The following is a 25113-nucleotide window of genomic DNA, read 5'->3' on the forward strand; positions in this document are numbered from 1 at the left end:
AATATAGCAATTTACAGACATAAAAAAAATGCACTTTTTTAAGGTCAAAGTACATTTTTTTAAGAACCTATTTTGTTTTCATTTCAAACCAGTCAAAATCAGCATACTTGCCGAATCCAGTGAGATCCTGGCAGCAGATTCCAGCCATAGCTCCGGTAAACCACCCTTCCGTGCAGGCTTCGTCAGACATAAAGCTGCCGTCAATATTTTCTGCGATCGTCTGCCAGTCGCTGCCTTCCAGCCGGTAGGCGAACGTAATATAACCGTTTCGCATATCCGCTTTCAGATAGATGGGCAATCCGGAATAGATCGGCAGATATTCTGTCAGATATTCATATTTTTTGTTTTCTGCCTTTAACAGCGTAATACATTTTCCGCAGTCCTCATCCCGGGAGACATGCAGATACAGATAATTATCCGTATCGTACATTAAGATTAGTCCCGCCATCTGCTTGAACACTTCCGGTTCAAATTCCAGCTTTGTGGATATCTCCATATCATATTCCGTCAGTCGTTTTGCAATCAAGGTCTGAGAGAATTTGGATGAAAGGCCGCTTCTTCCGTACATCCGCAGATACCCGGGACGCTCTGTCAGAGACAGGTAATGCCCCGTCATAGGGATACGCAGAGACTGGTAATCGGGATCCAGCACCGGTGTCGTAAAATCATCCCGGTTATTTCTGCCGATGCTTTCCTGTGCGGCTTCCATCATCTGTTTTGTTGTGCTGCTGTTTCCCGCCGGTTCCTCCACATATTCCTTCGGCTCGGTACTACCATCCGCCATCACCAACCAGTCGTCATCTGTCCATTTCATCTTCTGAATGGCGGTCTCTCTGCCCAGCATATAGCGTCTCGCTCCGGCAAATCTTACTGCATCTGCCGGATTTCTGCGGTTGGAAGCTCTTCCGCACAGATGCACGGCATACCATTCTCCCTCCGGTGTCTCCACCAGATCGCAGTGACCGGATTTCTGTAACAGAATATCCTCATGATGCCTGGAAGTCAGGATGGAATAGGCCTCATTGTCCGCGGTTCTCTCCATGAAGTCTGCCTGGTACATCTCATAAGGTCCCCAGATATCCCGGGATCTCTGTATGGTCTGCCCGTGCAGTTCTCCCGTGCCGGTATCCGCCGAGAACAGATAGTACCATCCGTTTCGCTTGAAAATATGCGGTCCCTCCAAAAAGATTTTATCCGCCCGGTAAATGTCCTTCACCGGTCCGGTCATCTTCTTCTGCACCGGATCGTATTCCTGCAATACCAGACGTCCCACATATTTTTTCGGCACTCTGTGATCTGTTACCATGCTTACCATATATTTTCTGCCGTCATCGTCATGAAACAGTGATGGGTCAAAGCCGAAATTATTTAACGCTATGGGTTCGGACCATGGACCGTGAATGTCCGTTGCCGTCACCAGATAATTGTTCGTATCGTACATATTACAATAGAAGGCCGTCACCACGGTATACAGCAGATAAAACGTGCCTTTATCGTAAGTCAGGCAGGGTGCCCAGACTCCCTGGGATGCACCCACGCCCCGCAGATCCAGTTGAGAAGTCCGGTTTAGCGGATACTCGATCAGTTCCCAGTGTACCAGATCGGTGGAGTGATGCAGCCGGATCCCCGGCCACCACTCAAAGGTAGATGTTGCAATATAATAATCCTTTCCGACACGAACGATGGACGGATCCGGATGAAAGCCTTTTAAAATAGGATTATGAATCATAACAAAACCTCCCGTTTCTCATTTATCCGCAAAAATTCTCCTGCCAGATGACAGACAATATTCCTTCCACCACTTCGACCGGCAGAATGCTGTATCCTGAGCTCTTCAGATCTTCCGGATGCCAGTGATCCAGCATCAGATATGTCTTCCCGTCCTTTTCAAAAATATAAGTACTCTGTCCTTCAAAGGTGCGTCTGTAATTGTCGCCCTCACAGGGATTATCGATCAGCTTCCACTGACCGCAGAGATGATCGCACTCGGCATATAACGCACTGTTTGGCTGCCATCCGGTACATCCGGAGGTGATCATATAATATTTTCCATCCCGGTACATGAGTGCCGGAGCCTCTCTGGTCTGATCCGTCAGAGCGGATGCATAAAATCCATCTACATCCGTAAAATCTTCCGTCAGCCTGGACAGGCGCAGCGTCTTATTCCAGTCGGAGCTGTGCACCAACCACGCTGTACCGTCCGCATCCTTAAAAAGTGTCATGTCCCTGCTGTCCGTCCGGTTCGGCTGCATTTCCCTGATCACAGTAAACGGACCGATGGGATGGTCTGCTACGGCTACCGCTACTCCCGCATAAGTATAATTCGGAGTGTCCAGATGCATCCACATGACAAATTTTCCGGTTTTTTCATTATATAAGACCTTCGGACGCTCGCAGACATTTTCCGGCTGTATGAGACTGCCTTTCGGGCTGTCCTTCACATCCAGTGCCAATCCCTCATAGTGCCAGCTCTGCATATCTTTTGAGGAATAACAGCTGATACCTATCACATCCACCCTGGTGGTTCCGGGGCAGTTTTCCGCTCCTTTATGTTCTCCGTACCAGTACCACATATCTTTATACTGTATGATACATCCGCCATGGGACTGTATCGGTTCCCCTCTGTCATCCAGCCACATTTCGCCATTTCGAAACATTCCTTATTTCTCCTTATCAACGCTTTCCGTGCCATACACTTCCATCTGTGTCAGTGCCGGGAACGGAGAAGCTTCCGAAGATTTTTTCATATCGCACATTTCCAGCCAGCTGATTTTCTTCTGCCCGATGGCGATCTTCTGAGATCCTTCTTTTCTCTGCATGGCGACATCCATCCGGCTGCCGTCGGAGAATTCCAGAGACACCTGCTGCCACCAGTTATCATGGGGGAAATCCGTCCGCAGATAGATCACTACGGTATCCGCCAGGATCTCTCTTCCGAAGTCGATCCGGATTCTGGCATCCTCCTGTCTGTTGATTCCCCAGGATTGATACGGCCATTCTCCGTGACAATTGCTCACTGTGATACCGTCTATAGCGTTCTGCGCTGCAAATACAGCCTCGCCTCTGGTTTCCACGTTTGCCGTAGCATGAGGATAGAGATGTTCGATTTCATGCTGATCACATACATTATATGCCATATTGCGGTAATATTTTATTTCAAAGTCTTTGGCAAGCTTTGCCGACAGCAGATGCTTCCTGCCCAGAAAAGCTCTGGGCGACAGGTTGATCCGCCGGTCTCCGAAGGGAATTCTGTAAGTCACATTTCCGGTGACATATACTAAAGACCGCCCTACTGCATCATCCCACTGCAGCCACACATAATGGCTGCCCTCAGACACTTCCAGGATAATAATATCTCCATCCTGGTATTCTCCGGCATAGACCAGATTCACTTCGTCTTCCCCTCTGGCTACCGCCAAAGCCTCCATGTTTTTATTCATAATTTTAAGGCACAGATTTTCCATAGCGTTTCATCCCTTCTGTTCTTTGTAACGCTTCAGACCACATGCAAAAAGCATTTTGTCTGGTTCTGAAACAATTCCTCATTATATGAACCGATATCTTGAGGTATCTCCTGCTTCTGTTTGTATCGTCAGCTTGCTGCCCGGATGTTTCTCGATTATGATCCGCTTCTGCTTTTCTTCAAAATCAAAAGTAGCAAAATCGTCCTCATATAACACAAATCTGCCATCTGCCTCTCCAAATATCTTTACCGTCATCTCGAATACCGTATCTTTATCTACATGCATAACCGGCTTTGCCAACGGAATTATTGCTCCGTCCTTCACAAACACAGGAATCTCATTATAGGCTGCCTCTGTCTCCATCGTCCGTCCGCCTTCCACTGCCATGCCTGTGAAAAAGTTGTACCAGCGTCCCTGTGGCAGATACACTTTCCGTGAAGTACCCTCCTCGTAAGTCAGAGGGCAGACCAACATGCTCTCTCCGAACAGATACTCATCATCCACCATACGTGCTGCCATATCCTCCGGATAATCCATGACCAGTGCACGGATGGGAGGCTTGCCGCTATGACTGTATTCCACGAAAGCGCTGTACAAATAGGGCAGCAGACTCATACGCAGTTCAAACAGTTTTCTGCATTCCGCCGTATAATAATCTGCTGTATCCATGGGTTCCCCGGCAAGATTTTTCTCGATATCTGTCTGTTTCCAAGGGGGACTGGGAATCCGCCAGCTGTTGATCAGGGAATGTGAAGAGAATACTACCGTCTGCAGTCTTCGCAGAAGATCATCTCCATTTGCGCAGTCTCTCACCTCCGGGCACCATAAAAGTCCAGAAAATCCAGAATTCACGACTCCCCGGATAAACTGCTTGTGGTCATACAGATCCGAATACAATACGAAGGGCAGCGGTGCTGCCAGTGCCCCGGAAGATCGTACCTGAGAATAGGTTCTCCGGTTCTCCTTCCGGTAAATTCTGTAAATCAGATTCTGATACAGAGTGCCGATAGCCTGATGCATCTGTTCTCCATCCATACCGGAAGGGAATTCCGTGGAATCCGGGAAAGCCCAGTTGGACGGATTATAGTCAGAATTATCACATTCATCCAGTTTGAAACCGGCAATGCCTTTTTTCACAAAAGTATCTCTGTGATAGTTCTCGAATAATTCCGAAGCACCTTTCGTGGCAAAATCAGGCACCAGACCGTTCCACACCTCATAATCTCCGCTGTAAGGCACGAGTTCCTTATAAAACGGGGCTTTCGGATACACATATAGATGCTCCCACAGATTCAGCTTATATCCCTGCTGTGACATCTTCTCTATCATCTCCTCCGGATGGGGGAATAGATAGGACCACTTGTAGGTGCAGGAATAGCTGTGGGAATGCCATCCGGGCTCCAGCCCCAGAACATCCATGGGAAGCTTCTCTTCCCGGAACTGTTCTGCCAGCTTCTCTAATGCCTTCTCATCACTGCCCCCGTAGATACGGTACCACATACCAAGTCCCCACATGGGAGGCACACATCCTCCGCCGGAGAATAGGTTGTATCGCTGCACCACTTCCGGGATATTTCCTTCAAACAAATATAATTCAACGCCTTCCGCCGCAGGAATGTCTATGATTATTTTACGTTCTTCCTTTGCTCTCTTTAACGCATAAATGGCAGCTTCGGAAAATTCTTCATGTATTTCATTCTCGGCAGTCATACCGGAGGATTGTCCTCTTTCACTATTTGTTCCACATAAAAACGTTGTATATCGGAAAGTATTTACGAACAGTCCATACCCTGCGGAGGAAATATAAAACGGAACCGGGGCATGACTCTCTCCGGTATTGGCTGCCGGATCGGAGTTCACCTTCAGATAGCGTCTTCTGCCCGCCTGATTAAAGCCCTGTAGCTGCAGTCCGAAGCCATAGATATCTTCCTGTGTCTCCATGGGAAGGGTGACCGTGATCCCCCGTTTTGTCTTTCTCCAGTGGATTTTCTCCTCGCTGACTCTGCATTCCCGGCTCACCGGAATCTGTTCTATAGCTTCTGTTCTGACCGAAAACTGCCTAAAATGCTCCGGAGTAAATTCTTCCGGTTCTCCCAATACGATTTTCCAGATTCCTTTTGCTATCTGCTGCATTTAATTTCCTCCTGTGCCAGGCACAACGCCCCGATGATCCCCGGATTCTCTCCCAGTGCCGGGGCTACAATGTACTGTGACAGATCCTTCGGCAGACTTACCTCCGGCAGATAACCGTTCAGGAACTCCTTCGCATTTTTTCTGACCATGTCAAAGACCTTCTCCTGATGCATGACACCGCCCCAGAGGATGATTTTCTCCGGAGAATAGGTCATCATATAGTCTGCTACCGCCTGACCGATGTAATAGCTTTCCAGTTCCCAGACATCCTCTCTTCCGGCCAATTCTGCCCCCTTTTTACCATATCTGCCCTGAATCGCCGGCCCGGAGGCCAGACCTTCCAGACAGGTGCCGTGGTAAGGGCAGCAGCCTTCATAGGTGTCTTCCGGATGCTTTTGCAGGAAAATATGACCCGCTTCCGGATGCATCAATCCGTGCAACAGTTTCCCATTGATATAAACACCTACTCCCACTCCGGTACCGATCGTAATATAGAGGGCATTTTCACACCCCTTTGCCGCACCGAAGCGTACCTCTCCCAGCACAGCTCCGTTCACATCCGTATCAAAGCCAACAGGAACCTGTAATGCCTCCCGGAAAGCTCCCACAATATCATAAAATCTCCATGCCAGCTTCGGCGTACTGGTGATAAATCCATAAGTGTCCGATTTTCTATTCAGATCCACCGGCCCGAAGCAGCCGATTCCCAATGCTTCAATACTTTTGTCCCGAAAATAGTCAATCATCTTCGGTACGGTGATATCCGGTGTCTCCGTGGGAAATACCGTTCTGTCAAAAATATTGCCCTGCTCATCTCCTATGGCACATACCATTTTGGTGCCACCGGCTTCAATTCCACCTAATTTCATTTGTCAGTTCTTCCTCTCCGCAGATCTTTATTCTGCTATTCCAAATCCTACCACAGCAAAATGCCTGTTCCGGTAAGCTTATACAATGCTTCAATGAAATAATAATCCGCATATACCATGGTAAAATGATGTCTGCTGTCATGATAAGCACCGGTACAGTTCTGTACGATGGCATCACAGTTCTTTGTCCAGTCCGCTCTGGTCTCTGCAATAGCCTTCAGGATCTTAACCGCTGCACGGATATACAGCTCTTTTTCCAGCTCCGGTACATGCTTTGCCACCTCTAAGAGTCCTCCTGCAATAATGCAGGCTCCGCAGGAATCCTCCCAGGCCGGCTCTGCCGGCTGTCTGAAGTCTACCGGGATGATTCCGCTCTCCGGAATATTGGCAATGCAATAATGCGCTACTTTTTTTGCTGTATCGAGATATTCCTGCTTACCGATATGGGTATAGCTGTTGGCAAATCCATAAAGTGCCCAGCCCTGTCCTCTGGTCCAGGAAGATCCTTCCGCGTATCCTTGTCCGCCGTGGCTCTTCACCATGGCACCGGTTTCCGGATCAAATTCCACGATATGGCATACCGATCCGTCCGGACGAATGAAGTTCTCCATCACGGTATCCGCATGCATCATGGCCATCTGACGGAATCGCGGATCCCCGCTTTCCTCAGAGACCCAGTAGAGCAGACAGATATTGAACATACAGTCAATGATAGCCCAGCCCCTGGTGTCACTGCCCGGCACCTGGTTCCATGCCCGTATAAATCTTCCCACGGGATTAAATCTTCCTGCCAGGAGACTTGCTGCATGCATGGCGATTCGTCTGGAATCTTCATTACCCGTCAGACGATAATCCGCTACTGCGGTAGGCAGAAACATAAATCCCACATCATGATGCAGTCCGAAATAGCTCTCAAAGCATTTCTCCATTTTCTGTTCGGAAACCCGTGCGATCTGCGCATATTTTTCATCCTTGGTATCCTGATACAGCAGCCACATAATGCCACCCCAGAATCCGTTGGTCCACCAGTTTAATCCATCATCATGATTCCACTCTTTGTCTTCTGCGGACCGATCGTCATAATTGCCGTTCTCATCCGTGGTGTAAGGAATGATGTCCTTGTTTTTTTCACTTACCCATGCCATTTTTTCTCTTACTTTTTTTAATGTTTCCTCTGCCCATGCCTGATAATTTTCCATGTCCTTCTCCTGTTCTTTTTGATCTCATTGTTTATTTGATTTCTTTGTCTGCACACTGTCTATGCTTGACACGAATATTCTGCCTGACAATGCCGCTGTTCTCAATTAGGTACGGTTCCTTTCCGTTTTCTTACTTTCATGGTAATCCATTGACATGACTGTTACAATATCTTACAATGCTAATAACTGACATATTCTGCTTTTTTAGGAGATCTTTTATGATATACGTTAATAATTGTGGACACGATTCTCATCATCCAAAGCCTTGCAATATAGAACATAAGCAGGGAGTCCCAGACTACCTTATTCTGCTTATCAAGCAGGAATCCTGGATTTATCTGAATGGAGAGAAGCACACGGTCGCTCCGAATTCTCTGATCTGTTTTCCTCCAAATACTTATATTCACTATGGTTGCGACATGATCGGGTATAATGATGACTGGATCCATTTTCTCCCAGATGAACAGGAGAGCTCTTCCGTCCGCGACTTACTGCCGCCCCTGTGCCAGATTTTACAGCCTTATAATTTTCACAGGCTGTCAGAATATGTCCGTATGCTGTCGGATATTTTTCATGGTCACTCCTGCCATAGGGAAAAATCCATTGATGCTTTTCTGCATATTTTTCTATACGCCTTGCAGGACGAACTGGCAACAGCTTTTGGTGATTCCAGTGTACAGAAGTATTATCCTGCTTTCTCCGGTCTTCGGACGCAAGTTTATAACAATCCGGCAAATAACTGGAGCGTTCCGGCACTGGCGGATTCCCTCGCCCTAAGCCTCTCTTATTTCCAGCATTTGTATAAGCAGTTTTTTGACTGTTCCTGTCAACAGGATATCATAAATGCCCGTCTGGAGCTGGCAAAATTTTATCTGACCGGAAGCAATATGAATATCCGCAGCCTGTCGGATTTCTGCGGGTATGACAATGAACTGCACTTTATGCGGCAGTTTAAGAAATTTGTGGGAATGACGCCGACAGAATATCGGCGAAAGCATGCGCCGATAGGCACACACGCAAAAAGTCCGGTCGCACACTAAAGTGACCGGACTTTTTGCATAAGAATAAATAATGACATCATTAAATGGTAGATGCGATGATCTGCATCCTGCCTTGTAACTCTACCTTACCGTAGCCATCAGGCAGGATTAGGTGATCGCCCTTTTTTAAATGAGTACCATTCAGGGTGCCTTCGCCTTCTACCACGCTCATCAGGATGAAAGGCTTGTCCTGCCAGGTCTCCATGCGATGCTCCACATCGATGCGATATACCGTGTAGTAAGGGCAGTGGATCAGCTGTTGGATTGCATCGTCCTTTTTCTCCGTGTGTACCACGCTGTTCTCTGCGGATTTGGCAGGGACAGTAATGACATCAATACTCTGGGTGATGTGCAACTGTCTGGCCTTGCCGTTACTCAGTCGGTCATAATCATACACCCGGTAGGTAATATCGTTGCTCTGCTGGGTCTCAAGAAGCAGTGTACCGCCCCGGATATTGTGGGTACACCCCGGACACGATTGCCGACACCAGGTAGAATTCTGCCTTGATATCCGTGATGTCTCTCTGCGGTGTCTGCATGCATCATAGCGATCCGGCCGGGAGAAATGTGCATTTAGCCGCAGAGCATAACTTTAGCGGAGAAAACACCATTCTGATAGGCAAACGTACTTGCACCGCCGCTTTTTTCTGCAATATGTTGGATAGACTGGATGCCGACGCCGTTTCCCTTTCGTTTGGAGGATTGGAAAACACCGTCCTTCTCCCTGATTTCGCCGTCATAGGCATTCTCAACTTCGATCAGAAGCAGCCGCCCGGCATGCAGGTATGCAGTGATTTTGATCTGCCGTCTGTCTGGTGCAGTGCGGATACTGGCTTCGAGCGCATTTTCCAACAAGTTGGACAAGACCAGACACATGTTGATCTCATCGATTGGAAGATTCTGCGGCAGATCGAGCTTTGCACAAAAGGGAATGTCTTCACGCTTTGCCAGGGCACAATAATAGCCGATGACGCTATCTGCTGCGCGGTTTTCGCAGAAATGTATACCGAGATTCGGGATGCGGGAAATGTTTTTTTCAAGGTAGCTTTTCAATCCCTCCATATCGCCGGTCTCAGCCAGTGCGGAAATTTGATTCAGTTGATGGCGCATATCATGCCGCGCCTGCCGCACTTCTTCGATGGCAGCTTTGAGATTCTCATAGCGTTGCTGCTGCATGAAAAGAAGCTGGTTTTCCTGCTGTAGTCTCACGTTGCGGTTGAGACTGGTGGCCATTAGCAGGAAAATTGCGTTGAACCAGAGCAAAAGCAAAAGAAGTGCAATACTTATCACAATATATCCCTGCAATACACGACCGGTCCTAAGTGTCGTCTGATAGCGCGGAATCATAAAAAGGTTCAAAAAAATGAACACCAGCGGCAAAACCCAGAACACATACCATGTCTGCGCAAAATTATCGTCCTCGACCATCACACGAACTGCATGGGTTGACGGATAGAACGCTGTCAGCACTAAAATCCAGCAAACAACATTATAAAATACACAGGCTGCAAGGCAGAACCACGGTTCGTCCTGTGGCAGCTGCATATGCAGAGCAATCGCAACACTGATAGCTCGAGACAAGCTGTTGATGCATGCAAATACTGCGCAGACAGTCAGTGCAATTGTTCCGGATTTCCAGATGGAGATTTGGAGTGTTCCGGTATATAGCCCAATTGCAAGCAATGTGATCCCTGCCAGGGCAGACGCAGTAGACGCATGAAGCTGATAGCAGACGATTCCACCACCGATACATAATCCTGCCATCAGTGGGAGAATCCGGGCGGCAAGCTTTCCGGGGGACTGCTTCAGATAGGATTTTACAGGGAAATATGCAAGTAAAAGACCGGGGAGTACAACGGACAACTCCAGGATCGGACGCAGAATATCTTTCATCTCATACACCCCCTTGCAGCAGAAATTCCATAAATGCCTGCCTGGCAGGCTTCAAAAGTTCCTGGTTGACATATACGCGGCTGCCGTCGGTCATGCAGAAAGCGGCGGCCTGAAAATCAGCGGCATGTTCTAAATTGACAATCACACCGCGGCTGCATACAAAAAAGCGTGGATCTTTTTTAAGCGGCTCGGTAAATGCCTTAAAGCTTTGCCGCGTGGCAAGCGTTTTTCCGGCAGTTGTGCGAATGTTGATCATATGAGCAAAATGCTCGGCAAAGATAATGTCCCTATAGCGAAGGCGAATGTCGCTGCCACTGACTTTCACCGTCAGAATCGGCTCCGGACGCGGAAGTTTAGTGAGCATTTCAGCAAGCAGAGCGGCAAGTTCTCCCTCGGAAAAGGGCTTCACGAGGTAGTGAAATGCCCGCACCTGAAAGCCCTCCAGTGCATGATCGGTAGATGTTGTGGTGAAGATCAGAAAGCAGTCTGCATCCATCTTCCGAAGTTCCTTTGCGGCATCCATACCGCTTAATCCTTTCATGTAAATGTCCAGAAATGCCACAGTAAAGTGCCGTTCTTTTTCTGCTGCGAGAAAGCTCTCGCTGCTGTCAAATTCTAAGATCTCCGTCTCTACACCGTACAAGCTCAGCTGTCGCTCAAGCCGCATTTTCAACAGCGCACGTTCGGTCTCGATATCATCCACTATTGCTATCCTCATATCGGACTGACTCCTTTGTAAAAAATTCCAGTAACTATTCCAACTAAATTATATCATACCTGTCCAACACCGGCACAGTGAAAAGCTCAGATTTCGTGACGGAATTGAGGGTTTCGTGCCAAACGGCTTGAAAAGCGTTTGCATATCCGTATACTGACAAGCAGAAAGCATCAATGACGGCAGAAAGGAGGGAGTGCCGTGTACCACATTGCCGTGCTGACAAATAGTGAAACACAGGAAGCCTTTTATATAGAGCAGCTTTCACGGTTCTGCTTTGAACGCGGTCTGTTTCCCAAAATGGACTGTTACCATGGGCAGGAGTTGTTCTTTGATGTGGCGCGTGTAAATGCGCCAACCTGCACTGTGATCGCACTTCCGGGAGTAGAAGGGTTGAATGCGGTGGAGCATCTGCGAACGCTTTTTCCCGAAACACGCATCATCTGGTGCAGCGATCTGGATTTTTCCCTGCATGCATTTCGGCTGCGTGTAGACTATTTTCTGTTAGAGCCAATAACAGAAGAAGCGTTTCAGCAAGGACTTTCTACATGGTCAGATGGGAAAAAAACGTCTGCCTTATTCCGAACGGATCACAACAAACATAACAATGAGGAGGATTATTGATGAACAAGAGAAAAAAGATTTATTCTGTATTTAGCTTTCTTCTGGCGGGAACACTGTGCCTATCTATGGCGGCCTGCGGTGGAACGCCCACACCGGCAGAAGACGAAACAACATCTTCTGCACCGTTATCCGGTGCACTGCCCGTGAAGGCTTTGCATCCCAAACACGTGGATGAAAACCCTTATATGGCAAAAAGCGATGCTAACATCCATCACGACGGCTACAACACCGACTCAACGGATGAAATTCTGCCGCTCGGCATCTATCCGGAAATCAATGTTTCCTTTGAGACAACGAACCCGAACGCCTCACCCGCGATTTACTTTGACAACTACGGTCACGCGGTCGTGCCACTGCTCGGCGGCATCGCCATCCGTGATCTGAATGCCAAAGAGACGAAGACGCTCGGCTATTTTTCACCGATGCAGCATGATGGCGGCGGTTACGTCATCCAGAGCTCCTACACCTTCCTTGACTCCAAAAACCGTATTGTCTGCCCGACAAGCAACAACCATGTACTGATACTGCGTGCGACAGAGGACGACGGCAGCGTCATTCCGGAATTTGAAAAGGTTCTGGATATTGATATCAAGGCGGCTGCTGAGACCGCGCTCGGCAAGGAACTGACACAGAATCTTCTGTCCGTGGTCTTTGACTACGACGGAAACCTTTGGTTCGCCACCGGCGGCTTCCGAATCTATCCCGAACGGCAGCAGCAGGGCGTTCTCGGCTACATTGCCCACACAGCGATAGAATCCATTCTGAACGGCGAACAACCCGATCTTTCAAAGGCTGTCTTTGTTTACGAGCTGACCCCTGGCGAGGGCGCAGAGAACGGCATTGCTGCCTCCAAAGACGGTGCGGTCATTCTGACGAACCAGAACTGCTATCTGTTGCGCGCGGAAGAAGGTGTGAACGTTGTGTGGCGCACGCCATATGAGAGTGTCGGCGCGAAGGTCAGCCGCGATGGCGATAAGACAACCGGAGGCGGTCTTGCCTGGGGTGGTGGCTGCTCGCCCACACTGACACCAAACCTTGTACTCTTCACCGACAACGCAGACCCCGTTAAGCTTCTCGCGCTCGACATGAAGACCGGAGAGGTCGTAGCCAGCATGCCTGTTTTGGATGATCTGCCCGATGGGTATCAGGTGGCGGTTGAGAACTCTGCAATCGTTTATGACGACGGTGAAGGTACCGTCAGCACGATCGTCTGCAACTGGTTCGGTGCCGGTAACGCAGGTCTTGCCGACCCCGACAATGACTCTTCGATTCAGAGCTACGCCAACATTTATGACCAGAATTGGCTGATGAAGGGTAATGTTATGATCGCCCCGGGCGTTGAGCGGGTGGACACCTTAAAAACCTCGGATGGCTATGAAATGAAGAGCATCTGGAGCCGGAACGATTTGCGCGACACGGCGATCATGAAGCTCTCCACTGCAACAGGCTATATCTACGGTTATGTACAGGATTTGGATACCGGCATGTGGCAGTACATTATTTTGGACTTTGCAACAGGCGAAACCGTCTTCACGATGGATGTGTCCAACAAATACGGCTACAATAATATGGCTATCGGCATGTACACCGGCAGCAACGGAAATACGCTCTACTGCCCGACAGGCTATCTGGAACTGCTGCGTTTGCAGGATCGCTTTGTGTACCTGCCCGAGCTTCCGTACCGTGAGGTTGATCTTGATCAAGTGGCAAGAAATGTTCTTTCGCAGGATCAGTTTGAGCAGGATGGCGGTGAAGGTACGGTTGCAAGCTGGCACAACACCGCGACCATCTGCAACGTGCATCCCAACACCATGGTAGCCTTCCGTATGAACAACCTGTCCGGCAACGCCTCCGATCTGACGCTCTACGCCTATGGTGCAGACGGCAAGCTGGAAAAGGTTGACTCTGAACTGTGGTCGCTCACAGACGAGACCGGAGCGAATGTGACGGAGCTGACAGACGGTGTGCTCTATGAACTGCGTGTGACCGTCTCCGACGGCGGTGATTTCGACCTGAGCGAAACAGAAAAAGAAATCAAGCTATCCGTTGTACTTGGGAAATAAATCTGTTTTGAAGACAGCTGTCATTTACCGGATTTTTCATCTGCGGTGAACTTAGATCGTAGATGCGATGATCTGCATCCTGCCCTGTAACTCTACCTTACCGTAGCCGTCGGGCAGGATCAGGTGATCGCCCTTTTTCAGTCTGCTGCCGTTCAGGGTGCCTTCTCCTTCTACCACGCTCATGAGGACAAAGGGCTTATCCTGCCAGGTCTCCACACGGTGTTCCACATCAATGCGGTATACGGTGTAGTAAGGGCACTGAATCAGCTGCTGAATGGCATCGTCCTTCTTCTCGGTATGCACCACACTGTTCTCTGCGGATTTTGCGGGAACCGTGATCACATCGATACTCTGTGCGATGTGCAGCTGTCTGGGCTTGCCGTTACTCAGTCGGTCATAATCATACACCCGGTAGGTAATATCGCTGCTCTGCTGGGTCTCTAAGAGCAGTGTACCGCCCTTAATGGCATGTACGGTACCGGGATCGATCTGAATGAAATCGCCGGGCTTAATGGGGATCTCACGGATGAATTCCTTCCATCTGCCCTCATGGATCATTTTCTCCAGTTCTTCCTTCGTCTTCGCATTGTGTCCGGCTACCAGCGTAGCATTTTCCTTACAGTCTAAGATGAACCAGCACTCTGTTTTGCCCAGGGATCCGTTCTCATGTACCTTCGCATAAGCGTCATCCGGATGCACCTGGATGCTTAAGTCGTCCTTTGCATCAATGATCTTGATCAGCAGCGGGAAACGATCCATTCCCGTGTCTCCGAACAGCTCGGGGTGCTTCTCCCACAGCTCGGACAGCTTCATTCCCTTATAAGCGCCGCTTGCCACGGTGCCGTCTCCGTTGGGATGGGCGCTGATACCCCAGCACTCACCGATGTCGTCGCCCTCGATGGGGTACCCGAATTCTCTGTTTAACCGGGTCCCGCCCCAGATATTGTGGGTACACACCGGTGTTAAAAAAATAATATCTTTGTTCATGATCATCTATCCTTTCCCATGATACTTACTATGTATTGCACTGCATCTTTCCCGTTATTCCGCTACTTAGCTTTGCAACGTCCGTTTCTGGAAAAATATTCTATCTGATATGTAACACATTTCTTCCAATCTGTCTACCTTACTTCCGTACTATGCCTATTCCGCTTCTGTTTCTGTTCTTACCCCGGATACAATCAATGACACCAGATAAAATCCAGCCTTATCGTTCTCGTGTGTCTCCGTGATCTCGATTCTCACCCGGTGTTCCCCATAGGGCAGATGCTCCGCAATCGTTGCCAGTTCCATCTTATCTCCCCAGGTCTCATCAAAGGTTCCGTCCAACACGCACGCCGTCTCAGGGTTCTCATCGACCACTGCCGTGGCAATGGGTGCAGGTCCGTCCTTCACTCGGCGGTATTGCACGGCTGCACCGGTTCCCCGGAAAGTAAACTCCAGATAAGCTCCTTTTTCCCCGGCGCTCCATCCGTTGCGGAAAATATCCGTGATATCTCTCTGCGGTGTCATATCTTCTACAAAAACACTCTTCCCCGGTGTGGAATTAAAATATTGCAGTCTCACGCAATGCTCATAGGCATTCTCTGTCAGCGGGGCCGGGAAAATTTCCTGCGGCTCTTGCGTTTTATCATGGATCACCTTTTCCAGGAAGTTCGTGATCACGGATGCCACCAGTTCATGTCCCAGATCATTGGGGTGCAGGAAATCCGCAGTAATTTTCTCTGCCGGAAGTCTTCCTGCTGCCACTGCCGGATAGATGCTGTTCTGTATACTGATGCAGGGCAGATCATAATGTCGCCCTACCTGCGCATGATAATATGCCGCACTTTTGCCGGTATCATAATAGACATTATGGATCAGCACCATTGCCGGTGCGCTCGCACTGCCATAAATCTGCCTCACCAGGCCTTCGTAGGTCTCGCAGAAATGCGGCGTACTGTGATCATTCACGGAAAATTCTACAAATACCAGATCCGGCAGTCTGCGCAGCAGGTCCTCCTGCACTCTCGCCGCCCCGAACTGGGAATCGGTAGCTCCGATTCCGGCGTTCACATAATCAAATTCCGTATTGGGAAATACCTTTTTCATCCAGCCAAACGTCCTTGCCGCATAACATTTTTCCGGATCCGTAGCGGAAAATCCCTGGGTAATGGAACCGCCGATAAATCCTACCGTAAGCCGCTCTCCTTTGGCTGCACGGTTCATAAAACCTTTCAGTCTGGTCAGGTTGCCCCGGTTCAGGATTCCGGCTTCTTTATCAATGATGTTCCCCGCACTCTTGCGGTTCTCATAGATGCTGTTTTCCAGAGTGCAATAACGTTTCGCCTTGTTTTTCAGAGTCTTGCCGATGCGGAAAATTTCCTCCGGGCGGTATCCTCTGGACTCCAGATAATAAATGCCGCTGTACAGGTTGATCGATACATCGGGGTATTTATCTCCGATCATAGCTTCGAACATGATCATAATATGACCGATTTTCTCCGAAGCAGCTTCCACATGATTGTCCAACAGCAATAGGAACTCATCCTTTTTCGCATGGTACACCATTTCCTGTCCCTTCAGGTGCTTTTGAATGTGCGTCCCCAGATGGTACAGAAGGCTGTTTTTCACTTCCTCACTCATGTTCGCGGAAATCTCATCGTAATCCCGGATGCCCAGAAATACCTCTGCATACTGACCGTCCTGCCAGGGCAGGATCTGTTCCAGTTTTATCGAAAAGCTTTCCGTTGTCTCCATTCCGGCAATGTCCGGTTCCGGCTTTTCTGTATCCTTTTCCTGCTCCCTGACATTCCCTGCATATTCTTCATGGTTCAGATAGCTTTCCATCATCCGCGTCATAGTAGACAGAATTTCACTTTCCGTTTCTGTCCACTGACGTCCTTTATAATATTTCTCCAGCTCCTGCCAGAGACCGGTCTCCCGGTCTGTTCCTTTCCGTTCTGAGGTATAATCGACATAATTATAGTTCTTGTCGTACACGCTGAATGCATTTTTGCCGCTTCGCTTTACCCGGTACAGCGCCTGATCCGCTTTTTGATACAGTTCCTCATAAGAGGAAGCATCCTCCGGATACCGGGAGATTCCCATACTTAAAGTCACTCGTCTGCCTGACAGCTGGATCTGATCCGCCATACGGGATATTCTCTCTGCTGTCTCCACAGCATGCTGTCCCACATTTTTCCCACGGCAGAATACACAAAACTCGTCTCCACCGATGCGGCCCGCATAATCCTCCATGCCTGCACTGATCAAAATCGTATTGGCAATTTTGATCAATACTTCATCACCGTATAAATGTCCGCAAGTGTCATTGATCGTTTTAAAGTCATCAATATCAATGATGAGAAAAGCTCCTTCTGTGTCATCGGCCTGCCGGATATGCTTTTCCACCAGCTTACGCATTTTCGCTTTATTGTACAGATCTGTCAGGGAGTCCCTCTCTGCCTTCTGTTCCAACAGCTCCTGGTTCTTTTTTTCTCCTGTAATATCAAGCGTCTTCCCCATAATCTTATATGGCTTATGATCCTTATCATAGACCGGAATCCCTACATAACGGAACCAGACAAATACCGATTCATCACTGACTTGTCTGACTTCATAGGAAATATGCTCATCACCGCGGTCCATTGCCTCGCAGAAGGCATCAAAAACAGACCAGTCATCCGGATGTACAAATCCCCATTTGTGCATCTGCTCCTGATAATTTTCGATGACCATATTTGTTGTGTTCCATTTTCCCCCGAGTTTTTTGGAAAGCACATATTTTTTTGTCGCAATTTCATACTCCCACAGCGCACAGTCGGAATTGTCCTCGGTAATCTTCCTCCTGATACGTTCTTCTGCCAGTTCTCTTTCCAGTTCTTCGATTCTGGCATATAATTCCTCTTTTTCCATCATACGCTGTCTCCATCACTTAAAAAGGACCCGCTCATCGCGGGTCCCTCGATTCTATCTTCTGCCTTCTTCTGTATCGCTTGTTGTGACCACGCTGTGTTCTTTGATATAGTCAACCACTTCATCGATGGTCGTAAACGCCAGCCCTACGTAGCTGTCTGCTGCGCCATAGTAAATGGCAATCTTGCCGCTCTCGGAATCATGAATGGTAGCGCAAGGGAAGCATACATTCGGTACGAATCCTCTCTCCTCATACCACTCTTCCGGTGTCAGCAGGAAGTTCTCACAACGATATTTTACGATGGACGGGTTGTCAATATCCAGGATTGCTCCACCGATGGAATAGACATAACCATTACAGGTTCCGCTCACACCATGATAGAACAATAGCCACCCTTCGGAAGTCTCAATGGGAGCTGCACCACCACCGATCTTCAAGGACTCCCACCATTCGGAAGACTTTCCCATCACATGTCTGTGTTTGCCCCAGTATAGCATATCCGGGCTCTCACTGACAAAGATATCTCCGAAAGGTGTATGTCCGCTGTCGGAAGGTCGGGACAACATCATGAAATTGCCGTGTACTTTTCTTGGAAACAGTACAGCGTTACGGTTAAACGGCAGGAACGGATTTTCAATTCTTACAAAAGTCTTGAAATCTGTCGTTTTAGCAATACCGATGGCTGCACCGTAGAAATCCTGACACCAGATGATGTAATAGGTATCTTCTACCTTTACCAGTCTGGGATCGTAAGCGTAAATGGGCATAAAAGGCTTGCCCTCTTCGTCTACAAAAGGAATCTTATTCTTCTCAAAATCCCAGTGGATTGCATCTTTGCTGCGACCCAGGTAGATATAAGGAATACCGTTGACCTGTTCCCCACGGAACACGCCGATGAATTCATCACCGTAAGGCATTACGGCACTGTTAAAAATTCTGGCTACTCCTTCTACCGGATTTCTGCCAATGATAGGGTTCTCGCTGTATCTCCATACCGGAGCTCCGGTATGTCCTTTGGGTTTATCCTGCCAGGGTACATTGGGTACGGGCTGGCTGATCATTTTAACTTTGCTCATGTATTGTCCCTCATTTCTATTTTTTACCTACAGATTGTTTCATGCTACGCGCTCTCACAATCCTACTCGTTATGCGCATATCGTGGGATGTTTATCTTGCTTCCTGTTTTAAGAAAGATTCATTTTTGCGGATCAATGCACATCTCTGTGCTACGCACTCCACGCTTCTTCCGGGATCGGAAGGAGTGTTGAATACATAATCCACAAGCTTATCTATGGTAGTAGTTGCCACATGCATGCGGGTATCGCTGGATGCATAATAAATGAAGACTTCCCCTCTTTCATTTGCAATCGCCCCATTGGTAAATACTACGTTTGAAACATCTCCCACTCTCTCATCCCCTCTGGGTCCGATCAGCAGGCCCGAAGGCTCTGCGATCACTTTTGCCGGATCCTTCAAATCCGTTGCAAAAGCATAAATGACGTAACGCAAACCGGCTGCGGTATTACGTACTCCATGTGCGATATGTATCCAACCTCTGTCTGTCTTGATGGGGGTAGCGCCCGCACCGTTTTTGGCCTCAGTAATGGTGTGATATTTACGCAGGCTGGTCATACGCTCTTCGTCGATCACTGCATGGGTGATATCGTCACACAGTCCAAAACCGATTCCTCCGCCGCTTCCGGTCTCGATGAAATCATCCATCGGTCTGGTGTAGAAAGCATACTTGCCATCCACGAATTCCGGGTGCAGCACTACATTTCTCTGCTGGGGAGAGCGAAGGGTCTTTAAGTTCTCCAGTCTCTCCCAGTGCTTCAAATCCTTGGTTCTCACAATACCGGCAGCCGCTACTGCTGCGGATAAGTCATTCACGGAAGTATCCTTGCTCTCGGAGCAGAACACACCGTAGATATAACCGTCTTCATGTTTAGTCAGACGCATGTCATAGACATTGGTCTCTTCCGGGCAGGTATCATCCAACAGAATCGGGTAATCCCAGAAACGGAATCCGTCAATACCGTTGTCACTTTCCGCCACGCCGAAGAAGGACTTTCTGTCATTCCCTTCAATGCGGGCTACCAGATAATACTTACCGTTTAATTCGATTGCTCCGGAATTCATGACAGCATTAATACCCAGACGCTCCATGAAATAAGGGTTGGTCTTGGGGTTGAGATCATATCTCCAGGTCAGGGGAATATGGTCTCTGGTCAGAACCGGATATTCATAACGGTCATAAATACCGTTGTAAAAATCTGACTTTACATTTTTACGGGAGAGTAGCTTCTCCTGCTTTTCTTTCTCTATGTAATAACGCTCTGCTAACATAGTGGGCATCCTCTCTAATTTTTTATATACGTTTCATAACTTCCAGGAAGTCTCATTTACTTCACTCTAAGTACGCTTAATGACTTCCTGGAAGTCTCGTTTACTTCACTCTGAAATGCGTTTGATAACCTCCATGCACATTCTGCCGTTATGGTAGGGACACTTCCAGGGCTCCACGATGGGGCGGTCGGGATAGGGTTTTCCTTCCGGATTCACTTCCCAGAACCATTCGGAACCGGGTCTCTTATCGATCACATGATCTCTGATAAATGCCCATTCCTTCTCAGCGGCTTCCAGATACTCTGTCTTCTCCGGTTCTTTCTCATAGCCATTCAGGAATCCGATCACAGTCTCTGCCTGTACCCACCAGACTCTGTGCACATTTACGACACCTCTGTCACATTCGTTTGCCAAAGAGTGTCCGTCGAATGCCACCTTATAGATCTGCGCTGTCAGGTCTTTGGTGATGGCATACATCTTCTGCGTCAATTCCGGATCATCCAGCACCTGACAGCCTCTGTCGATCAGCCATGCTGTCTCAATATCGTGACCATAGGAATGCAGATCCAGAATGGTATTGTAATGCTTATCAAAGAACACTTCCTGTCTGTGCAGCTTGGGATTATAGACCTTTTCAGCGAACAGATCCATGATCCAAAGCAGGCGTCTACGCACCTTTTCGTCACCGGATACCCGGTACAGCTCCGTATATGCTTCAAATACATGTAACAATGTATTCATGGTCTTATCGGCCAGGACACCGTTCTCCGATAATTTTTCGTTGGATTCCGGCTTGAAATCTCTGGTGAATGCTTCCAGATAACCCACCTCATCCATACATGTAGTCTCGATCAGAGTAAAAAGCTTTTTCGCCAGCTCCAGGGCTTCTGCGTCACCGCTTGCCTCATAATAGGAGGACAGTGCATAAATGCAAAATGCCTGATTGTACGTGTGCTTTGTAGTATCCTTCGGTGTTCCGTCGTAATTTAAGGACCAGTAGATTCCGCCGTATTCTTTGTCCAGGCAATAGTCTTTCAGGAAAGCATATCCATGCTTTGCTTCGTCCAACAGGCTCTCATCCTTCAAAAGAGTATAGGCATTGGAGAAGAACCAGGTGATCCTGCTGTTCAGGATACAGCCCTTTTCTGCCTTTTTATCCAGCTTCAGATCATAATCCAGGTAGCCGTAATAGCCGCCGAACTCGTCATCTCTCATCCCTTTCCAGAAGGGAATGATCCCCTCTGTCAGATGGTTTTTAATTTCTTCCCTCATTTTCGTTGTTTCTGTGTTCATCATGTTCCGCACTCTCCTTTGTATTAACCTTTGACAGCGCCGGAGGTGATTCCACTGTAGATCTGTTTCTGACAGAGCAGGAATATGATCAGGGCAGGCAGCAGAGACATCAGTACACCTGCACAGATCAGATTGTATTTGCTTCCAAGAGGTCCGGTGAAGGTATACAGGGAGGTTGCTACCACACCGAGAGTCCTCTTGTCCTGCAGATACAGACTGGCACAATAATATTCATTATACACGCCTACGCCCTTTAATACCATGGATGTCACAATGGCAGGCTTCAGAAGCGGAAGAATGATCTTCCAGTAAATAGTAAAGTAGGAGGCTCCGTCGATAAATGCGGATTCATCCAACGATACCGAAATATTTTCCATGAACTGGATAAAGATGTAGATGGAGATAACATCCGTACCCATACTCATAATGATATAACCATACAGGTGGTTGATAAATCCAAGGTTACTCATGATCTGGTACACAGATACCTGCATGGCAATTCCGGGAAGGAGGGTTGCGAACAGGAACAGGCTGCGGATCAGTCCGTTGCCGGGGAACTTGAATCGGTTCAGCACATATGCAAGCTGTGTTCCCACCAGGACGGAGCCTAACAGTACAAATACCAGGATGATCGCTGAATTCAGATATGCTCTACCCATGTTGGCGCGGTTAAATGCATCAATAAAGTTCTGGAAGTTCAGCCAGCTTTCAGGTAATGTCATAACATTGGTGCTCTGATATTCCGCATCGGTCTTGAACGCCGTGATGACGCAGGATACGATGGGCAAAAGTGCCACGAAGGAGAAGAATACCAGACTGAAATACTTAATAACGATCCAGATGACAGCGCCTGCGCTGTAATGTTTATGGTTAGTTTTCATCTTTGCCATTTTACACTGCCTCCTTCTTCCATCTTCTCTCTCTTCTGAGACGTTTTCTTCTGGTATATTCTTCATTGTCCGCATCGGAGCTTCTAAATACCAGTTTAAAGAAGAGCTTCTGTAAAATTGTTGCCGCAAAAATGATCAGTAACAGTACCACCGCCATAGCAGACGCCAGACCTACCTGCTGGTTGGTATGTGCGATCTTATCCATCAATACGAAGTAGGTTGCGGTTCCGCCGCCACCCTTGGTGATAACGTAGGGAGGATCGAAAGCACTCAGGGAACCCGTGATAGACAGGATCACATTCAGTGTAACGATGGTTTTGATGCTTGGTAAAATAATATGTATAAACTGTTGGAATTTATTGGCACCGTCCAGCTCTGCTGCCTCGTACATCTCGGAATCTACGGACATGATGGCACCGATGAAGAGTACCATGTTGTTGCCGTAATAACGCCATACGGAGGAAGCTACCAGAGAGATATTGTTAATACTCTTGTCTTTCAGCCAGTACGGAAGGTTTTCTAAGTTAAATCCACACCACTGCAATACGGTATCGAATACGAAACCTCTGGTGTAGAAGAATTTGAAGATAAATCCAATGGCAATACCACTGATCAGATAAGGGAAGAACATGAATCCCTTGAACATATTGCCAAATTTGGTCTTGAAACTTAAAATCGTTGCCAGATACAATGCGAGCGCCAGCTGCACCATGGCACCAGCCATGTAGTAAAGGCTCAGTTTCAATGCACTGAAGCATTCATCCTTTTTAAATACATCGATGTAATTCTGAAATCCCACAAATTGTCTTTTGTCTACCGGGGTAGCATATTTCATTTTATAAAAACTGAATTTTACCATTTCTCCGAAGGGGAGATAGGTGAACACGAACAGCAAGAGCAGGGGAATGATCATGAAGGACAAGATAACGATGGTCTGTTGTCCGTTCCTGCTCTTTACCCATTTTTTCATGCTGAAGGGTTTTTTTGTTTTCTTCATTGTCTCTGCATTCATCGAAATACCTCCATACCCTTCTCTCTTAGATAAGAGGGAACCGGATAAAAGGTTCCCTCTTACTTCAGAAGATTAAGTTAATCGCTTAATGTTTACTGCTTGATGAAATTACTGGATCTCTACGCCACAGCTCTCCTGTGCGGAAGTCCACTCTTCGTTCCACTCGTCGATGATCTCATCGTAGGTCTTGGAGCCGTCGGATGCACACTCAACCAGCTCCTGCAGCTTGGTCTCACCGTTATTGTTGATATTCAGACCACTTGCAGCGTTCAGATCATTTAACAGAGTCTCTTCGCCTTCGATCGCAGGATCATCCACTACAAAGTCGATACCCTTGAATGCTGCATAGAAGTCCGGTAATCTGGTATCCTTGATAGCAACGGGAAGTCCGCCGCAGTCATAGGAGAAGCCGGATTCTTCTGCCATGAACTTTACGAAGCACAGAGCTGCTGCCTGGTTCTCTTCAGATGCATCTGCATTGATACCAAAGCTGTAGTCAGGGCCTACGGAAGCTGCCTGTTTACCGCTAGCTAAAGTAATAGGGAAAGGCATGTAAGCGATGTCGTCAGCATTGTCGCCGGCTTCCTTCATCTGAGGAACTGCCCAGGAGCCAAGAACCATGCATGCGATCTGGCCATTGTTGATCATACCCTTACAACCTTCCCAGTCAGTGGTGGAGTAGTCTTCCTCGGTAAGACCTTCCGCAACTGCATCGTACATTACTTTGTATACGTTGTAAGCGCCTGTTCCGTCGCCGGGATCAGCAAAAGGATTCGCAGTATGTAATAACTTCTGATTCATGTAAGTGCTGTCGCCGGTAGCACTGCCGCTGATAGCGGGATCCCACTGGCCGCCCATTGCCCAGCCTGCTGCGTAGTTGGTGTACATAGGAATGATAGAGCTGTCATACTCTTTGATCTGCTTTAATGCTGCGATGAAATCCTCGGGAGTCTTAGGCATCTCGGTGATTCCTGCTGCTTCGAATACTGCCTTGTTATATACGATACCGCCGCTAACGCCCGCGGTGTAAGGAACGCCGTATACAACACCTTCGTACATCTGATTGTAGTAGTTCAGCTGGCCGTCCATCTCGGTAGTAGTTCCAAGAGGAAGGAAGTAAGTGCTTAAATCAGCCTTGTCAACTGCGGGGATCATCATTACATCGCCCCAGTCACCACCCTGCAGACGAAGCAGTGTGTCACTTGCGTAATCGGTGATACCTTCTATATCAACAGTGATGTTGGGATACATTGCATTGAATGCATCGATATAGGTCTGGTAAGGAACCGCTGCGCCGTCCTCCAACAGGTCGGTACGGTTGGTCAGAACCTTAATGGTTGTAGTAACATCTGTGTAATCCTCACCCAAAGTAATGTCTGCGTAATTCAGGCTGGTCACCTCTGCTCCTGCTTCGGTAGAAGCTTCTGCGTTTGCAGGGGTGGTACTTGCACTGCTTTCAGCAGCACCGTTGTCTGTGCTTCCACATGCTACCATAGACAATGCCATGACAGATGCTGTGGAAAGAGCTAAGAACTTTTTCATCTTCATAAGAAATCCTCCTTGTTTTTGTTACCTTTGATAGCGTTTGCTGTTTTGTAGCTTAATTTAATTATACATAATTGCATTAATTAAGCATCAGTTATTCTTGTTTTTAATCTCTTATTCTTGCTATTT

20 protein-coding genes are annotated in these 25113 nt (G+C 48.0%); 3 read left to right on the forward strand and 17 right to left on the reverse strand.

Annotated features, from left to right (window positions below; genetic code table 11):
* Positions 1 to 67: 67 nt before the first annotated feature.
* The 6 genes from ACTRDR_RS01290 to ACTRDR_RS01315 form a co-directional block, all read right to left on the reverse strand.
* Positions 68 to 1729, reverse strand: a complete 1662-nt coding sequence (locus tag ACTRDR_RS01290; protein WP_176865263.1) for a family 43 glycosylhydrolase — start codon at positions 1727 to 1729, stop codon at positions 68 to 70.
* 22 nt (positions 1730 to 1751) lie between these two features.
* Complete coding sequence (locus ACTRDR_RS01295) at positions 1752 to 2657, reverse strand: family 43 glycosylhydrolase (protein WP_176865261.1); 906 nt, start codon at positions 2655 to 2657, stop codon at positions 1752 to 1754.
* A 3-nt stretch (positions 2658 to 2660) separates the two neighbouring features.
* Entirely contained in the window at positions 2661 to 3464 is an 804-nt protein-coding gene (locus ACTRDR_RS01300) for a carbohydrate-binding protein (protein ID WP_440525866.1), read from the reverse strand.
* 81 nt (positions 3465 to 3545) lie between these two features.
* Positions 3546 to 5597 (reverse strand): TIM-barrel domain-containing protein, encoded by a 2052-nt coding sequence (locus tag ACTRDR_RS01305; protein ID WP_440525867.1) that lies wholly within the window; start codon positions 5595 to 5597, stop codon positions 3546 to 3548.
* Positions 5585 to 6466: an ROK family protein gene (locus tag ACTRDR_RS01310; protein WP_440525868.1), complete on the reverse strand. Its 882-nt coding sequence runs from the start codon at positions 6464 to 6466 to the stop codon at positions 5585 to 5587. The genes ACTRDR_RS01305 and ACTRDR_RS01310 overlap by 13 nt, the downstream gene beginning before the upstream one ends.
* Before the next feature lie 47 nt (positions 6467 to 6513).
* Positions 6514 to 7665 (reverse strand): glycoside hydrolase family 88 protein, encoded by a 1152-nt coding sequence (locus ACTRDR_RS01315; RefSeq protein ID WP_440525869.1) that lies wholly within the window; start codon positions 7663 to 7665, stop codon positions 6514 to 6516.
* A 218-nt stretch (positions 7666 to 7883) separates the two neighbouring features.
* On the opposite strand from ACTRDR_RS01315, the gene ACTRDR_RS01320 reads away from it, so the two are divergent.
* Positions 7884 to 8705 carry an AraC family transcriptional regulator gene (locus tag ACTRDR_RS01320; protein WP_440525870.1) on the forward strand — a complete coding sequence of 274 codons (822 nt, stop codon included), beginning with the start codon at positions 7884 to 7886 and terminating at the stop codon, positions 8703 to 8705.
* 40 nt (positions 8706 to 8745) lie between these two features.
* Here the strand turns inward: ACTRDR_RS01320 and ACTRDR_RS01325 are convergent, their stop codons facing one another.
* The 3 genes from ACTRDR_RS01325 to ACTRDR_RS01335 form a co-directional block, all read right to left on the reverse strand.
* Entirely contained in the window at positions 8746 to 9102 is a 357-nt protein-coding gene (locus tag ACTRDR_RS01325; RefSeq protein ID WP_440525871.1) for a hypothetical protein, read from the reverse strand.
* A 176-nt stretch (positions 9103 to 9278) separates the two neighbouring features.
* Positions 9279 to 10598, reverse strand: coding sequence for a GHKL domain-containing protein (locus tag ACTRDR_RS01330; RefSeq protein WP_440525872.1), 1320 nt, complete (start codon positions 10596 to 10598; stop codon positions 9279 to 9281).
* A gap of 1 nt (position 10599) precedes the next feature.
* Positions 10600 to 11316, reverse strand: a complete 717-nt coding sequence (locus tag ACTRDR_RS01335; protein WP_440525873.1) for a LytR/AlgR family response regulator transcription factor — start codon at positions 11314 to 11316, stop codon at positions 10600 to 10602.
* Between the two features lie 198 nt (positions 11317 to 11514).
* Between ACTRDR_RS01335 and ACTRDR_RS01340 the strand changes: the two genes are divergently transcribed.
* Positions 11515 to 11937, forward strand: coding sequence for a response regulator (locus tag ACTRDR_RS01340; RefSeq protein WP_440525874.1), 423 nt, complete (start codon positions 11515 to 11517; stop codon positions 11935 to 11937).
* On the forward strand, positions 11937 to 14000 hold the full coding sequence (locus ACTRDR_RS01345) for a hypothetical protein (RefSeq protein ID WP_440525875.1): 2064 nt from the start codon (positions 11937 to 11939) through the stop codon (positions 13998 to 14000). The genes ACTRDR_RS01340 and ACTRDR_RS01345 overlap by 1 nt, the downstream gene beginning before the upstream one ends.
* Positions 14001 to 14051: 51 nt before the next feature.
* Here the strand turns inward: ACTRDR_RS01345 and manA are convergent, their stop codons facing one another.
* The 8 genes from manA to ACTRDR_RS01385 all read right to left on the reverse strand — a co-directional run bounded on the left by manA (position 14052) and on the right by ACTRDR_RS01385 (position 24987).
* Positions 14052 to 14987, reverse strand: a complete 936-nt coding sequence (manA, locus tag ACTRDR_RS01350; protein ID WP_440525876.1) for a mannose-6-phosphate isomerase, class I — start codon at positions 14985 to 14987, stop codon at positions 14052 to 14054.
* 156 nt (positions 14988 to 15143) lie between these two features.
* Positions 15144 to 17900, reverse strand: a complete 2757-nt coding sequence (locus tag ACTRDR_RS01355) for a diguanylate cyclase domain-containing protein (RefSeq protein WP_440525877.1) — start codon at positions 17898 to 17900, stop codon at positions 15144 to 15146.
* Positions 17901 to 17951: 51 nt separating this feature from the next.
* The gene (locus tag ACTRDR_RS01360) at positions 17952 to 18974 is read right to left on the reverse strand and encodes a glycoside hydrolase family 130 protein (protein ID WP_440525878.1); all 1023 of its coding nucleotides are present in this window, start codon (positions 18972 to 18974) and stop codon (positions 17952 to 17954) included.
* A gap of 91 nt (positions 18975 to 19065) precedes the next feature.
* The gene (locus ACTRDR_RS01365; protein WP_440525879.1) at positions 19066 to 20244 is read right to left on the reverse strand and encodes a glycoside hydrolase family 130 protein; all 1179 of its coding nucleotides are present in this window, start codon (positions 20242 to 20244) and stop codon (positions 19066 to 19068) included.
* Between the two features lie 105 nt (positions 20245 to 20349).
* Positions 20350 to 21540, reverse strand: coding sequence for an AGE family epimerase/isomerase (locus ACTRDR_RS01370; RefSeq protein ID WP_440525880.1), 1191 nt, complete (start codon positions 21538 to 21540; stop codon positions 20350 to 20352).
* Positions 21541 to 21560: 20 nt separating this feature from the next.
* Entirely contained in the window at positions 21561 to 22427 is an 867-nt protein-coding gene (locus ACTRDR_RS01375) for a carbohydrate ABC transporter permease (RefSeq protein WP_440525881.1), read from the reverse strand.
* Between the two features lies 1 nt (position 22428).
* Positions 22429 to 23439, reverse strand: coding sequence for an ABC transporter permease subunit (locus ACTRDR_RS01380; protein WP_176865209.1), 1011 nt, complete (start codon positions 23437 to 23439; stop codon positions 22429 to 22431).
* Between the two features lie 108 nt (positions 23440 to 23547).
* Positions 23548 to 24987 carry an ABC transporter substrate-binding protein gene (locus tag ACTRDR_RS01385; RefSeq protein WP_440525882.1) on the reverse strand — a complete coding sequence of 480 codons (1440 nt, stop codon included), beginning with the start codon at positions 24985 to 24987 and terminating at the stop codon, positions 23548 to 23550.
* Positions 24988 to 25113: the final 126 nt, after the last annotated feature.

It is taken from the genome of Simiaoa sp., from assembly GCF_051972595.1.
Lineage (GTDB): Bacteria > Bacillota > Clostridia > Lachnospirales > Lachnospiraceae > Acetatifactor > Acetatifactor hominis.